The organism is Brachybacterium sp. AOP3-A1-3 (genome assembly GCF_052378285.1).
GTDB lineage: Bacteria > Actinomycetota > Actinomycetes > Actinomycetales > Dermabacteraceae > Brachybacterium.
In genome coordinates, this window is record NZ_JBQSXM010000002.1 from 332,502 (window position 1) to 347,121 (window position 14,620).

The 14,620-nt window shown below is 70.8% G+C and carries 13 protein-coding genes; 9 read left to right on the plus strand and 4 right to left on the minus strand.

What is annotated here, in order from left to right; genetic code table 11:
* Nucleotides 1-6: 6 nt before the first annotated feature.
* A complete protein-coding gene (holA, locus tag ACT3T5_RS04240) occupies nt 7-993 on the plus strand; it encodes a DNA polymerase III subunit delta (RefSeq protein ID WP_444593690.1) in 987 nt (328 codons plus the stop codon).
* Between the two features lie 107 nt (nt 994-1,100).
* On the opposite strand, the gene rpsT is transcribed toward holA, so the two are convergent.
* Together rpsT and ACT3T5_RS04250 are read right to left on the minus strand one after the other, a co-directional pair.
* Nucleotides 1,101-1,367 (minus strand): 30S ribosomal protein S20, encoded by a 267-nt coding sequence (gene rpsT, locus ACT3T5_RS04245; protein ID WP_193117559.1) that lies wholly within the window; start codon nt 1,365-1,367, stop codon nt 1,101-1,103.
* A 295-nt stretch (nt 1,368-1,662) separates the two neighbouring features.
* Complete coding sequence (locus ACT3T5_RS04250; RefSeq protein ID WP_444576964.1) at nt 1,663-2,325, minus strand: type II toxin-antitoxin system PemK/MazF family toxin; 663 nt, start codon at nt 2,323-2,325, stop codon at nt 1,663-1,665.
* Between the two features lie 62 nt (nt 2,326-2,387).
* On the opposite strand from ACT3T5_RS04250, the gene ACT3T5_RS04255 reads away from it, so the two are divergent.
* From ACT3T5_RS04255 to hemW, 5 genes are all read left to right on the plus strand, one after another.
* Entirely contained in the window at nt 2,388-4,136 is a 1,749-nt protein-coding gene (locus ACT3T5_RS04255; RefSeq protein WP_444593691.1) for a circularly permuted type 2 ATP-grasp protein, read from the plus strand.
* Nucleotides 4,123-5,040, plus strand: a complete 918-nt coding sequence (locus tag ACT3T5_RS04260; RefSeq protein WP_444593692.1) for an alpha-E domain-containing protein — start codon at nt 4,123-4,125, stop codon at nt 5,038-5,040. Before ACT3T5_RS04255 ends, ACT3T5_RS04260 begins: the two co-directional genes overlap by 14 nt.
* A gap of 191 nt (nt 5,041-5,231) precedes the next feature.
* Complete coding sequence (lepA, locus tag ACT3T5_RS04265) at nt 5,232-7,124, plus strand: translation elongation factor 4 (protein WP_226850141.1); 1,893 nt, start codon at nt 5,232-5,234, stop codon at nt 7,122-7,124.
* 73 nt (nt 7,125-7,197) lie between these two features.
* The gene (locus tag ACT3T5_RS04270; RefSeq protein WP_444593693.1) at nt 7,198-7,896 is read left to right on the plus strand and encodes an MOSC domain-containing protein; all 699 of its coding nucleotides are present in this window, start codon (nt 7,198-7,200) and stop codon (nt 7,894-7,896) included.
* A complete protein-coding gene (hemW, locus tag ACT3T5_RS04275) occupies nt 7,893-9,068 on the plus strand; it encodes a radical SAM family heme chaperone HemW (protein ID WP_444593694.1) in 1,176 nt (391 codons plus the stop codon). Before ACT3T5_RS04270 ends, hemW begins: the two co-directional genes overlap by 4 nt.
* Before the next feature lie 109 nt (nt 9,069-9,177).
* Here the strand turns inward: hemW and ACT3T5_RS04280 are convergent, their stop codons facing one another.
* Complete coding sequence (locus ACT3T5_RS04280) at nt 9,178-10,038, minus strand: DUF4870 domain-containing protein (RefSeq protein ID WP_444576961.1); 861 nt, start codon at nt 10,036-10,038, stop codon at nt 9,178-9,180.
* 162 nt (nt 10,039-10,200) lie between these two features.
* Entirely contained in the window at nt 10,201-11,097 is an 897-nt protein-coding gene (locus ACT3T5_RS04285; RefSeq protein ID WP_444576960.1) for a DUF3097 domain-containing protein, read from the minus strand.
* Between the two features lie 143 nt (nt 11,098-11,240).
* On the opposite strand from ACT3T5_RS04285, the gene hrcA reads away from it, so the two are divergent.
* The 3 genes from hrcA to ACT3T5_RS04300 all read left to right on the plus strand — a co-directional run bounded on the left by hrcA (nt 11,241) and on the right by ACT3T5_RS04300 (nt 14,309).
* The gene (hrcA, locus tag ACT3T5_RS04290; RefSeq protein WP_444576959.1) at nt 11,241-12,251 is read left to right on the plus strand and encodes a heat-inducible transcriptional repressor HrcA; all 1,011 of its coding nucleotides are present in this window, start codon (nt 11,241-11,243) and stop codon (nt 12,249-12,251) included.
* Between the two features lie 126 nt (nt 12,252-12,377).
* Nucleotides 12,378-13,511, plus strand: a complete 1,134-nt coding sequence (gene dnaJ, locus ACT3T5_RS04295) for a molecular chaperone DnaJ (RefSeq protein ID WP_193117567.1) — start codon at nt 12,378-12,380, stop codon at nt 13,509-13,511.
* 9 nt (nt 13,512-13,520) lie between these two features.
* Complete coding sequence (locus ACT3T5_RS04300) at nt 13,521-14,309, plus strand: 16S rRNA (uracil(1498)-N(3))-methyltransferase (protein WP_444576957.1); 789 nt, start codon at nt 13,521-13,523, stop codon at nt 14,307-14,309.
* Nucleotides 14,310-14,620: the final 311 nt, after the last annotated feature.

Consider the following 14,620-nt stretch of genomic DNA (forward strand, 5'->3'; position numbering starts at 1 on the left):
GTTTCCGTGAGCGATGTCGAGTGGCACAGCGTCGCCCTCGCACCGATCGTGCTCATCCACGGCACCGAGGCGCTGATCGCCGACCGCGCCGTGCAGCGGCTGCGCACGCTCGCCAAGGAGGCCGATCCGTCGGTGGCCTTCCACGATCTCGTGGGGGAGAACGCCGGTGCCGGGGCTCTCGCCCAGCTCACCAGCCCCTCCCTGTTCGGTGAGCCGCGCTTCGTGATCGTGCCGGAGCTGCAGGTCGCCCCGGACGCGATCGTCCTGGAGCTCCTGGATTACCTGCGCAGCCCCGAGTCGGACGTGACCCTCGTGCTGGTCCACCGGGGAGGCAATCGGGGCAAGAAGCTCCTGGACGCGCTGAAGAAGGCGGGCGTGCCGCGCGTCGATGCCAGCCCCGTCAAGCGCGCCGGGGACAAGCAGACCTTCGTCGCCGCCGAGTTCGCACGGGCCGAGCGGCGGATCCACCCCGAGGCGATCGCCGCCCTCGTCGACGCCTTCGGCGCAGATCTCGCAGAGCTCGCCGCGATCAGCCGTCAGCTCATCGAGGACACCACCCCGGAACAGGGCCAGCAGGCCCCACAGCTCTCGCTGCAGGACGTGCACGCCGTGACGGCGGGCCGGGTGGAGTCCACCGCCTTCGCCGTGGCTGACGCCGCGATCGCCGGGCGCGAGCAGGAGGCGCTCCAGCTGCTGCAGCAGGCGCAGCTCGCCGGCGCCGATCCCGTCCCGATCGTCGCCGCGATCGCGTCGAAGATGCGGTCCCTCGCGAAGGCGTCGTCACCCGGCGCGAGCGCCCGCACCCTCGGCATGCCCGACTGGATGCTGCGCAATCTCACCCGCGAGGCCCGGAGCTGGAACGACCGCTCACTGGCCCGGGCGCTGGAAGCCGTGGCGCGCGCTGACCACGAGGTCAAAGGCGCCGGTCGTGACCCGAGATGGTCCGTGCAGCGCATGGTCATGGAGATCTGCCGGGCCCGCCGCGCCCGCTGATCTCGTCGACCCCGGCCCTGGTTCCGGACAGCAGAAGGCCCGGTGCGGACGGATCCGCACCGGGCCTTCATCACCTCGTCAGACGAGGATGCAGCGAAGCTGCGATGTCACTTGGAGGCGCCGGCAACCAGCTTGGCGAGACCGGACTTGCGGTTCGCTGCCTGGTTCTGGTGGATGACGCCCTTGGAGACTGCCTTGTCGAGCTTGCGGGACGCGGCCGAGAGGGCCTCACCGGCGGCGGCGGCGTCGCCGGTCGAGACGGCGGCCTTCACCTTGCGGGTGTACGTCCGCAGCTCGGACTTGACGGCGCGGTTCCGCAGACGGGACTTCTCGTTCGTCTTGTTCCGCTTGATCTGGGACTTGATGTTTGCCACGAAGACTCTTCTCTTGTGCTGCTCTGGTGGATCATCCGGGACGGCCGAGGACGGATCCGACGGGGACGGCGGTGGGGACTCGCCTGGAGACGTCGGTACCGGGTCGCTGCCACGGGTACTCGCCCGGGTCGCACGAGCCGTCACCCCTGACACGGCGGGATCACGGCATGCGCACACCGAACGGTATGTCACACATACGGGGCAAGACTTTACCAGAAGCCCCTCCCAGGACGTACCCGGTGTGCGGCGTGTCTCCTGCGATCCGGGCGGGAGCGGGGGGCAGCGGGAGCGGGGGTCAGGAGCGCCAGCCGTGCACGGCGCTCACCGCGGCGGCGACCCGGCCGAAGGTCTCCTCGTCCAGGCGCCCGCCCTCGCGGCGGACCGTGGCGGGGACGATGCGCAGCAGACGGTCCGCACGCACCTCGGACGGGCGGTCCTTCCGGTCCCAGTCCCCGGTTCCGATGTCCACCCAGGTCGCGCCGTGCTGATCGGTGATGACCTGGTCCGACTCCGCGCGGTCACGGGAGGTGAGCATCAGCGCCACCAGCACCGACCCCGTCCCGTCGGCTCCACCGGCCTCGGCGCTCTCCTCGGCGAGGACGAGCACCGGGCGGTCCTTGCCCTGGGAGGCGTCCTCCTCGTAATGCACCCAGGTCCACACGATCTCCCCGGGGTCGGGCCGGCCGTCTGCGTGGGGCGCGTAGGAGATGGCGACCGCACGGGAGGGATCGCGGTCGGCGAGCACCTGCTCGCCGCCGCCCCCGGAGGGCGCACGCTCGGCAGGGCTCGCACTGCGGGGGTCCGCGCTGCGGGGGCTCGTGCTGCGAGGGGTCGAGCCCCTCTGTCCCTCCCGCACCGCACGCACGGCGGCGCGGCCGAGGCCACGGGCGCTGCGGCGCACGGACGGGGAGCGGATCGCGGATCGGAGGAGTGAGGACAGGCTGGAGCCCAGAGACATGGTTCTCGTTTCCTGGGCGTTGTGCGCCCGCGTCGGGAGGGGGACGGTGTTAGATGGTAGGCATGCCCTCCACCTCCTTGTTCCAGAATGTCGAGGCGGGAGCGGGCGGCGACGAGATGTTCGCGCCCGACGCCTCGGTGCGCCCCACCTATGCGGCCCTGCACGACGCCCTCGCCGGCCTCGGGCCCGAGGAGTTCCGCTCGCGCTCGGAGTCCCTCGCCCACAGCTATCTCGACCAGGGGATCACGTTCGACTATGCGGGCGAGGAGCGCCCGTTCCCGATCGACGCGATCCCGCGGGTCATCGATGCGCAGGAATGGTCCCGCGTCTCGCGCGGCGTCGCCCAGCGGGTCCAGGCCCTCGAGCGCTTCCTCGATGACCTCTACACCGACCGTGCGGCGATCACGGACGGCGTGATCCCCCAGGAGCTCGTCTCCTCCTCGACCTACATCGTCGACGCGATGGTGGGATACCGGCCGCCCAACGGGGTGCGCATCCACATCTCCGGCATCGACCTCGTACGCGACGGCGCAGGGGAGTTCCGCGTGCTGGAGGACAACGTGCGCACCCCCAGCGGGGTGAGCTACGTGCTCTCGAACCGTCGCGCCATGGCGCAGGCCTTCCCCGAGCTGTTCGCGCCTCGTCCAGTGCGGCGCGTGGGCGAGTACCCGGGGCGTCTCCTGAGCGCGCTGCAGGCCGCGGCGCCGGACGTCGCCGATGAGGACCCCACGGTCGTGGTGCTCACGCCGGGCCGCTATAACAGCGCCTACTTCGAGCACTCGCTGCTGGCCCGCACGATGGGGGTCGACCTGGTCGAGGCCGGGGACCTCGTCGAGCGCAACGAGCGCATCTACATGCGCACCACTGCCGGACTGCGTCGCGTCGACGTCATCTATAAGCGCACCGACGATGATTTCCTCGACCCCGAGGTGTTCCGGCCCGACTCGATGCTCGGCGTCCCCGGGCTGGTGCGTGCCGTGCTGGCGGGCACCGTGGTGGTCGCCAACGCGATCGGCAACGGGATCGGCGACGACAAGCTGACCTATACGTATCTCCCGGACCTGATCCGCTACTACCTGCACGAGGAGCCGATCCTCCCCAACGTCGACACCTGGCGGCTGGAGGAGCCGGAGTCGCTGACCGAGGTGCTGGACCGGCTCGACGAACTGGTCGTGAAGCCGGTGGACGGCTCCGGGGGCAAGGGCATCGTCATCGGCCCCGCGGCCTCTGCGCAGGAGCTCGATGCGCTGCGGGGGCGGCTGCTCGCCGACCCTCGAGGCTGGATCGCGCAGCCGGTCGTGCAGCTGTCCACCATCCCGACCCTGGTCGAGGGCGGGCCCGAGTGCCGCCATGTGGATCTGCGCCCGTTCGCCCTGAACAGCGGCGACGACATCTGGGTGCTGCCCGGAGGGCTCACGCGCGTGGCGCTCCCGCGCGGCGAGATGATCGTGAACTCCTCGCGCGGCGGGGGATCGAAGGACACCTGGGTGTTCGCGACCGACCGGCCGGCACCCGCCGGGACCGGCACGGCCTCCGCGCAGGCGCAGTCGCAGTCCTCCGCCGAGGAGGAGCGGATCGAGGATCCGCTGGACGAGAACTACGAGGAGTACGACGATCTCCCCGAGGACCACTCGGAGGAGCCGACGCGCGAGCCCGACCCGGTGACGTCCGCGATCCCGCTCCTGGACCTGCAGGATGCGCTGGATCCCGAGGACGACCGGGCCGTGCCGGATCCCGGCGCCGGGCCGGCGGGGAGCAGCGCGGACGGGATTGCCGCAGCGGGCGAGGAGGAGGCCGATGATGCTCAGTAGGATCGCGGATTCGATGTTCTGGATCGGGCGCTACGTCGAACGCGCCGATCAGACCGCCCGCATCCTCGATGTGATGCTGCAGTCGATCACGGAGGACGCTCCGCAGGACGTTCCCGCCGCCTGCTCCCGGGTCTACGAGCTCTTCGGAAGCGGGGCGGCGGACGACGCGGACCTCACCGTGCAGCGGGTGCTCGACCGTCTCGTCACCGACCGGCAGAACCCCTCGTCGGTCGCGGGCGCTCTGCGGACCGCCCGCGAGAACGCACGCGGAGCGCGCGAGGCGCTGTCCACCGAGGTCTGGGAATCGCTGAACACGACCAGCATGGGCATGCCGCGCGGCGTGCGCCCCTCGCGGATGCACGGGGCCTTCCAGTTCGCGAAGGACCGCTGCGCCGTGGTCAACGGGCTGGTCGACTCCTCGATGACCCGTGACGAGGCCTGGCTGTTCCTGCGGATCGGTCAGCTGCTGGAGCGGGTCGACATGATCGCCCGGATCCTGCAGGCGCACGATCTGGACGATTCCTCCGATGCCGCCACCGTGATGCTTCTGCGCAGCTGCAGCGCCCACGAGGCGTACATCCGGTCCTACCGGGGCCGGGTGCGCGCCTCCCACGCGATCGAGTTCCTGCTGCTGGATTCGATCTTCCCGCGCTCGGCCGCGCACTGCCTGCTGGAGATCGACGAGGCGCTCGAGACCCTCGCCAAGCTGCATGGCAGCTCCTTCGACCGGATGGGCACGGCGGAACCGGGCCGACGGATCGTGGGCCGGGCGGCGGCGAGCCTGCGCTTCCGCTCGCTGGACGACATCGTCGCGGACTTCGAGGACGAGATGGAACAGCTCCAGAAGGTCACCGGGGCGGTCACCCGCGCCCTGGGCACGACCTACTTCCACCCCGCCACCTGACGTCCACCCTGCGACCTGACGTCCACCCCGCCACCTGACGTTCCGCCCCGCGACCTGATCTCGGCAACGCCCTCCGGACCGCGCGCCGAGGTGTGACGTCGGTCCATGGGCGGCGGCGGGGCGGGACGGGGCGCGGCCCCCATGAGACGATGAACCGATTGCCCTGCGCAGCTGCGCAGCGGCTCGCTGTGATGAGAGGACGTAAGCCGGTGACCCCGAGGATCGCGGCCGATGAGGCCCGGGACATCCTTCCCGCGTCGACACCCCAGGAGCGGCTGCGGAACTTCTGCATCATCGCGCATATCGACCACGGCAAGTCGACGCTCGCCGATCGCATGCTCCAGATCACCGGGGTGGTCGAGGCACGCGCCATGCGCGCCCAGTACCTCGACCGGATGGACATCGAGCGCGAGCGCGGCATCACCGTGAAGAGCCAGGCCGTGCGCATGCCCTGGCAGGTCGACGGCACGAACTACGCCCTGAACATGATCGACACCCCGGGCCACGTGGACTTCACCTACGAGGTCTCCCGGTCGCTCGCCGCCTGCGAGGGCGCGATCCTGCTGGTCGACGCCGCGCAGGGCATCGAGGCGCAGACGCTCGCGAACCTCTACCTCGCGATGGAGAACGACCTCACCATCATCCCGGTGCTCAACAAGATCGACCTGCCCGGTGCCGAGCCCGAGAAGTACGCGGCGGAGATCGGCCAGCTGGTCGGTGTCGAACCGGACGACGTGCTGCGGGTCTCCGGCAAGACCGGCCTCGGCGTGGAGGACCTGCTGGACCACGTCGTCCGGACCCTCCCGCCCCCGGTGGGCGATGCCGACGCGCCCTGCCGCGCGATGATCTTCGACTCCGTGTACGACACCTACCGCGGCGTGGTCACGTACATCCGCATGATCGACGGATCCCTGAAGTCCCGTGACCGCATCGACATGATGTCCACCGGCGCGCACCATGAGCTGCTCGAGATCGGCGTGAGCTCCCCGGAGCCCCATCCCACCCCGGGCATCGGTCCCGGCGAGGTGGGCTACCTGATCACCGGCGTGAAGGACGTGCGCCAGTCGAAGGTCGGCGACACCATCACCACCTCGATCCGCGGCGCGACCGAGGCGCTCGAGGGCTATGCGGACCCCAAGCCGATGGTGTACTCCGGGCTGTTCCCGATCGATGGCTCCGACTACCCGGTGCTGCGCGACGCCCTGGACAAGCTCAAGCTCAACGACGCCTCGCTGAACTACGAGCCGGAGACCTCCACCGCGCTCGGCTTCGGCTTCCGCGTCGGCTTCCTGGGCCTGCTGCACCTGGAGATCGTCCGCGAGCGTCTCGAGCGCGAGTTCAACCTCGACCTGATCTCCACCGCCCCGTCCGTCGTGTACCACGTGGTCATGGAGGACGGCACCGAGGTGGAGGTCATGAACCCCTCCGACTTCCCCGAGGGCAAGGTGAGCGAGATCAGCGAGCCGATCACGAAGGCCACGATCCTGGTGCCCGCCGAGTTCATCGGCGCCGTCATGGAGCTGTGCCAGTCCAAGCGCGGCAACCTCGGCGGCATGGACTACCTCAGCGAGGACCGTGTGGAGCTGCGCTACACGCTGCCTCTCGCGGAGATCGTCTTCGACTTCTTCGATCAGCTGAAGTCCAAGACTCGCGGTTACGCCTCCCTGGACTACGACGTCTCCGGCTCCCAGACCGCGGATCTCGTGAAGGTGGACATGCTCCTGCAGGGCGAGCCCGTTGATGCCTTCAGCGCGATCGTGCACCGCGACAAGGCGTACAACTACGGCGTCGAGATGGCCGGGAAGCTGAAGAAGCTCATCCCGCGCCAGCAGTTCGAGGTGCCGATCCAGGCCGCCATCGGTGCTCGGATCATCGCCCGCGAGAACATCCGCGCCATGCGCAAGGACGTGCTGTCCAAGTGCTATGGCGGCGACATCTCCCGCAAGCGCAAGCTCCTGGAGAAGCAGAAGGAGGGCAAGAAGCGCATGAAGAACATCGGATCCGTCGAGGTCCCGCAGGAAGCCTTCATCGCCGCGCTCTCCTCCGATGAGGGCGATATGCCCAAGGACTCCAAGAAGAAGTAAGACTCCACGAAGAAGTGAGGACCGACGGGGAGCCCAGCCCCCACCGGACCCTGTCCCGCCTCAGGAGGTACTCGTGACCAGGATTCCCTCGTCCACGGAGCCGGTGGCCACCCTCGCCGTCGGTGACGCCGGCAGCGTCGCCGCGGTCTGCGTCGTCTCCGCGCTGCATCCCGATGCGGGCGGCGTGGGCACCACGGCGATCGACAAGCGTCCGGTCGACGGCCCGGTGCAGATCGGAGAGCTCGGCCTCTACGCCGATGTCCAGGCCGACCGCGCCCACCACGGCGGGCCCGATCAGGCCGTCTACGCGGTGGATGCCGCTGAGCCGGCCCACTGGGCCGCGGAGCTCGGCCGCGAGGTGCCTGCGGGCTCCCTCGGGGAGAACCTGCTGATCGAGGGGCTCGCCGTCGACGACCTCGAGATCGGTGCGCGGCTGCGCGTGGGCACCGCCCTGCTCGAGGTGACCGCCCCGCGCACTCCGTGCATGACCTTCCAGCGCTGGATGGGCACCGATGACTTCCGTGCGCGGTACCACGGTCGCGGCCGCACCGGCGTCTACTTCCGCGTGCTCGTGCCGGGCGAGGTCTCGGCCGGGGATCCGGCCACTGTCGAGCTGACCCCGGGGCACGGCGTCAGCGCCGCCGGGGCCTACGGGGGCGCCCGGGACCGGGAGCTCAGCCGCGCTCTGGACTCCTGGTCGCGCACCAGCGGCGTGGCGCTGCATCGTGAGCTCGAGGCGCGCGCGAACCGGCATCTGGCGGGGGAGCGATGACCGCACAGACCGATGGGCCCGCCCGGCGTGATCTCTCCGTCTACATCCACGTCCCGTTCTGCGCCGTGCGCTGCGGGTACTGCGACTTCAACACGTATACCGCCACCGAGCTCGGGGGCGGCGGCTCCCAGGCCGAGTATCCCGCCAATGCGATGCGGGAGATGGATCTGACGCTCGCGGCCGATCGCGCCGCCGGCTACGACTACGGCCAGGTCTCCACGGTCTTCTTCGGCGGCGGCACCCCGACGCTGCTGCCCGCCGATGATCTCGTCGCGATGCTCAGCCACCTGCGCACGCTCATCCCGCTCGCGGACGACGCCGAGGTCACCACCGAGGCGAATCCGGATTCGGTCTCCCGTGCCTCGCTGTCCCGGTTGGCCGACGGCGGCATCACCCGGGTCTCCTTCGGCATGCAGTCCGCCGTGCCCTCGGTGCTGCGCACCCTGGATCGCACCCACGATCCCGAGCGGGTCCCCCAGGCCGTGGCCTGGGCCCGCGAGGCGGGACTGTCGGTCAGCCTGGATCTCATCTACGGCACGCCGGGGGAGACGCTCGCCGATGTCGAGACCTCCGTGAAGGCCGCGCTGGCCTGCGGCGTGGACCACATGTCCGCGTACTCGCTGATCATCGAGGGCAACACCGCGATGGCGCGTCAGCTGCGGCGCGGAGAGCTCGAAGCGCCGGATCCGGACGATATGGCCGACAAGTACGAGCTGGTCGACGACCTCGCGTCGGCCGACGGGCTCTCCTGGTACGAGGTCTCCAACTGGGCCCGCACCGAGGAGCAGCGGTCCCGCCACAACCTCGCCTACTGGCGCGGCCGGGACTGGTGGGGGATCGGCCCCGGCGCGCATCGCCATCGCGACGGGCTGCGCGCCTGGAACCTGAAGCATCCCAGCCGCTATGCGGCGGCGATGACCGACGGCTCCCTCCCGGTCGCGGATTCCGAAGTCCTCTCCGACGAGGACCGTCTGCTCGAGCGGATCATGCTCGAGCTGCGGATCGTGGACGGCCTGTCCGTGGACGAGGTCCCCGAGGAGACCCGTCCCCAGCTGGCAGTGCACCGCGACCGCGGCCACCTCGACGCCGACGCCCTCGCCGCCGGCCGCGCCGTGCTCACCCGCCAGGGTCGCCTGCTGGCCGACGCCGTCATCCGGGACCTCGTGCCCTGAGCCGTCCCTGGCGAGCTGACCGAGCTCCGGACGCGGACGAGGGCCCGACGATCGATGGATCGTCGGGCCCTCGTCGGTGCTTCGGGTGCAGGTCAGACCGGCCGGCTGGTCACTTCACCAGGCGGAGGTTGAACGGGTAGCTCCACCACTGACCCTGGTTCGCCTTGACGGCGCCGAGGATCGAGAAGATCAACTGGACCAGTGCCGGAACGGGCACGAGGGCCAGCAGAGGCGAACCGATCCCGAGAGTGACGATCGCGAAGATGCCCAGCACGATGCTGAGCACGACCTGCGCGATCAGCACGGTGATCGCCCCGTTGAGGGCCTCCGCCGCATGGAAGCGGACGAAGCGGCTGCGGTCCTTGTAGACCAGGAAGATGATCAGCGGCCCGACCCAGCCGAGGAAGCCCCAGCTGACCACGTGGCCGAGCGTGACGGCGAGCTGGGAGAACATCGCCCACATGCGGGTGTCGGAGTCGTTGAGGCCCGGGCCCGAGAGCTGCCCCTCGTAGACGCCCTTCGTGCCGGGCGGCGGCACATCGGTGCTCTGCGGGCCGGCCTGCGGGGCCTGCTGCTGACCGTACGCACCCTGCTGAGCGTATCCACCGTGCTGGCCCGGGCCGGCCCCGGCGGCTGACGTGGCGTAGGGATCCTGGGCGCTGCCGCCGTCGGCGGACGGGGCGGGCGCGCCGTAGGGCGAGGCGGCGGAGGGCTCCGCAGCGGACCACTGCGGTCCTGCTGAGCCGGGGCCGTACGGACCCGGAGCGGCCGAGGCCGCCGAGCCGGCAGAGGGGGCGGACGCACCTGCGGGCTGGGCGCTCGCGGCAAAGGGGTCGTGCGGGTGCAGGGCCGGGTCGGAGGTGGGGCTCGCCTGGTCCTCGGAGTACGGGGCGGAGGCGGCCGGCTGCTCGGGAACGTCGGCGCTGGGCTCGTTGCCGAACGGATCGTGCGGGTGCGGAGTCTGGCTCATGATTCCTTCTTCGACGGGGCCGGCCTCGGGGGTCGACCGCTGGCTGATGCAGACAGCCTAACGAGCCGATCACGAGGGATCACGGGAGTGGACCACCGGATCACCTGGGGGTTTTCCCCCGGGTGCGGTGCGTCGGATCGGTGCAGACCGGGTCTGGCAGGATCAGGCAGGGTCCACGGTCACGAAGTCGATGAGCTCCTCGATCCGGCCGGACAGCGACGGTTCGACGTCGGCATAGGAGCGCACCGTGGACAGGATCCGCTTCCAGCCCAGCCCGATGTCGGACTTGTCCGCATGAGGCCAGCCGAGCGCGGCGAGCGAGCCGACCTTGATGTCGGTCCCCTTGGGGATGTGCGGCCATTCCCGCAGCCCCACGCGCGCGGGGCGCACTGCCTGCCAGACATCGACATAGGGGTGGCCGAGCACCGCGACATTGCCTCGAGCGCCGCCCAGCTTCATGACCTCGGCGGCGATGCGGGACTCCTTAGAGCCCGGGACCAGGTGGTCCACGAGGATCCCGAGTCGACGCCCGGCCGACGGGCCGAACTCCTGGACCCGCTCGACGAGGTTGTCCGCACCCTCCAGCTGCTCGACGACGATGCCCTCGATGCGCAGGTCATGGCCCCAGACCTTCTGGATGAGCTCTGCGTCATGGGTGCCCTCGACCCAGATCCGTGAGGCGCGGGCGGTGCGTGCGGTGGCGCCTTCGACGTACACCGATCCGCTCGCGGAGCGCTTGCGCACCGGCGCCTGCGCACGGGGCGCGGCGCGGGTGAGGACGACGGGCTCGCCGTCGATCATGAAACCGGGTCCGAGGGGGAAGGTGCGTCGGGCCCTCCGGCCGTCCTCGAGCTCGACGATCATCTCGCCGGCGATCTTCTCGACCCGGGTGATGGCGCCGGTGAACCCGGTCGAGGCCTCCTCGACGACGAGATCGCGCTGCGCGGGGACCTCGCGGGCCACCGGGCGGCGACGGTGATGGGCAGGGGGACCGGAGGACAGCACGTCGTGGCCGTACCGGTCGGGGAAGTGATCGGATGCTGCAGGCACGCGCGACACCTTACCCTCGTGGCGAACACCTCTCCGCGAGCATCGCCGGGGACGCGTACGATTGGCACTCGGCGCGGGCAAGTGCCAGCGGTCCCGGTGGCTGCGGTCAGCCCCGTCGGACGAGACCCGAATCATCGACGGAACGCAGGGAGGTGAGGGACACGGACGCCCGGAAGCTGCAGATCCTCGGCGCGATCGTCGAGGACTACGTCTCCACCCATGAGCCCGTCGGCTCCAAGTCGCTGCTGGACCGCCATGAGCTCGGCGTCTCCGCGGCGACGGTGCGCAACGACATGTCCTCGCTCGAGGAGGAGGGGCTGATCCATCAGCCCCACACCTCGGCCGGCCGGATCCCGACCGACAAGGGGTATCGCGCCTTCGTGGACCATGTCGCGACCGTCAAGCCGCTGTCGGCCCCCGAGCGCCGGGCCATCCGGACGCTGCTGGAGGACGCCGGCGACGTCGAGGAGCTGCTGGGCCGGACCGTGCGTCTGATGGCGCAGCTGACCCAGCAGGTCGCCATGGTGCAGTACCCGGCGCGGCGCCAGGCCCGCATCCGTCACGTCGAGCTGGTCAAGGTCGCCGACTCCCTGCTCCTGGTCGTGCTCATCACCGAATCCGGCCGGGTCGACCAGCGCACGGTCCCGGTGCTCTCACCCCGACCCACCGAGTTCTACGCCGAGCTGCGCGATCAGCTCAACCGGGCCGTCTCCGGGCGTGAGGTCACCGACCTGCAGCGCCCGCTGACGGATCTCTGCGAGACCCTGCCGCTCGTCGACCGGGCGGCTGCCACCGAGGTGGCGGAGGCGCTCGCAGCCCTGGCCGCGACCCGCGCGGAGGACCGGATCATGCTGGCCGGAACCTCCAACATCGCCCGTTCGGCCCAGGACTTCGCCCGGGACGTGGAGCCGTTGCTCGACGTCCTGGAGGAGCAGCTGGTGCTGATGCGTCTGTTCACCGAGATGCATGCCTCACCCGGTGCGGTCGAGGTGCGCATCGGATCGGAGCTGCGCGATCAGGCGCTGCACCAGGCGGCGCTCGTGGGCGCCGGCTACGGGGCAGGATCGCACCTCGCGATCCTCGGGCCCAGCCGCATGGACTACGTCGCCGGCATCTCGACCGTGCAGGCCATCGCCCGGTACGTGTCGCGCTATCTCGAATGACCCGGTGGCGCGCACGCATGGCGCCCCGGCTCCCCGCAGGACCCCACAGCATCCATCACTGACCGTGCCCGTCCGCCGCCTGCCGCGGCCCCGGGCGCCCCGACTCCCCGGTAAGGATCCTTCACCGTGAACGACGACTACTACGAGCTCCTCGGCGTCTCCCGCGACGCCTCGACCGAGGAGATCAAGAAGGCGTACCGGAAGCTCGCCCGGACCCTCCACCCGGACGTCAACCCCGACCCCGAGGCCTCCGAGCGCTTCAAGAAGGTCTCCCAGGCCTACGAGACCCTGTCCAACGCGGACAAGCGCCGCCAGTACGACATGGGCGGCGGCCCCGGCATGGGCGGTGGCGGCGGATTCGGCGGCTTCGGAGGCGGAGCCGGATTCGACGTCAACGACATCTTCGACATGTTCGCCGGGGCGACCGGCATGCGGGGTCGCAACCAGGGCCCCGTGCCCCGCCAGCGCCGTGGCGGAGATGTGCTGCGCCGGGTGAAGATCGACCTGCGCGACGTGGTCTTCGGCACCGAGAAGGAGGTCTCCTTCCGCACCGCGGTGCTCTGCGAGCACTGCCACGGTGCCTGCGCCGAGCCCGGCACCAGCCCCACCCGATGCACGGCCTGCAACGGCAGCGGCCACGTCCAGCGCGTCGCCCAGTCACTCCTGGGCCAGATGGTGACCATGGCGCCATGCCCCACCTGCGAGGGCCACGGCGACGTCATCGAGACCCCCTGCACCGGCTGCTCCGGCCACGGCCGCACACCGTCCGAACGCTCCGTCACCGTGCGCATCCCCTCCGGCGTCGAGAACGGCACCCGGATCCAGCTGCGCGGCGAGGGCGAGACCGGTGAGGCCGGCGGCCCCTCCGGTGACCTCTTCGTGGAGCTCGCCGTCGCCGAGCACGAGATGTTCGTGCGTGACGGGGAGGACCTGGTGATCACCATGGCCGTGCCGATGACCTCGGCGGCGCTCGGCGCGACCATCCCGCTGGAGACCTTCGACGGCACCCAGGAGATCGATGTGAAGCCCGGCGCTCAGCCCGGGGACGAGATCACCCTCAAGGGCCTCGGCGTCACCCCGCTGCGCCGCGAGCGCCGCGGCGACGTGCGCGTCGTGCTCGATGTCGCCGTGCCCACGACGCTCAGCGACGAGGAGCGTGAGCTGCTCCAGCAGTTCGCGGACCTGCGCGGCGACGAGACCACACGGCGCAAGGGCCACGGTCCCTTCGCCAAGCTCCGCGACCGCCTGCGCGACCTCTGAGGCGCTGATATGCCCACCACCCCGCCCGGGTTCCTGATCCTCGACGCCGCTCTCGAGACGGCGCGCGAGGGCGACACGCTGACCCTGGGTGGGGACGAGGGCAAGCACGCCGCCAAGGTGGCCCGGATCGGGGTGGGGGAGCAGATCCTGCTCACCGACGGTCCGGGTCGCCAGGTGCTCGCCGAGGTGACCGTGGCCCGCAAGGAGGCCCTCGACCTGCGTCTGCTCGAGGAGCCGTCGCCTGCTGTCCAGCGCCTGCCGAGGCTGGCGCTCGTGCAGGCGCTCGCGACGGGCGGTCGCGACGAGCAGGCCGTCGAATCCGCCACCGAGCTCGGGGTGGACCGGGTGGTGCCGTGGATCGCCCGGCGTTCCGTCTCGGTGTGGCGGGGCGACAAGCTCGTCAAGGGGCGTGCCCGCTGGACCGGCACGGTACGGGCCGCTGTGAAGCAGTGCCGTCGGCCCGGGATCCCCGCGGTCGACGCCCCTGTCACGACCCGCGAGCTCGTCGCCGATCTGCGTGAGCGCTCCGCCGCCGGCACCCTCGTGCTGGTCCTCCACGAGCAGGAGTCCGTGGGTCTCATGGAGCTCACCGACGAGCTGCGGGCCGCGAGCGAGCACGGGGTCGAGGAGATCGTCGTGATCGTGGGCCCCGAAGGCGGCATCGCCCCCGAGGAGCTCGACGCGCTGCGCGAGGCCGGAGCCCGTTCGGTGCTGCTGGGCCCTGAGGTGCTGCGCTCCTCGACCGCCGGGCCCGCCGCTCTCGCGGTGCTCAGCGGCCTCCTCGGCCGCTGGGGCTGACCAAACCCCCGCAGCGCCTGTCGCCGAAGTCGCCGCCGGAGCCACCGCAGCGCCTGTCGCCGAAGTCGCCGTCGACGCGGCCGCCGCCACCGCCGAGGCACCGACGCAGAGGCACCCACCGTCGGAGACATGCCGCTGACCGTCGGCGACACGCTGCTCACCGTTACCGAGACCCTCGATTCGTGTCCGGAGCGGCACGTTCCTGAGGAGTCGGCGACGTGCATGGCCGTGTCGCGGTGGGGTGCGACATCGCGGTGGGTGGCGACGTCGAGATAGGGGGCAACATCGAGGTGGGGCGCGACATCGCGGTG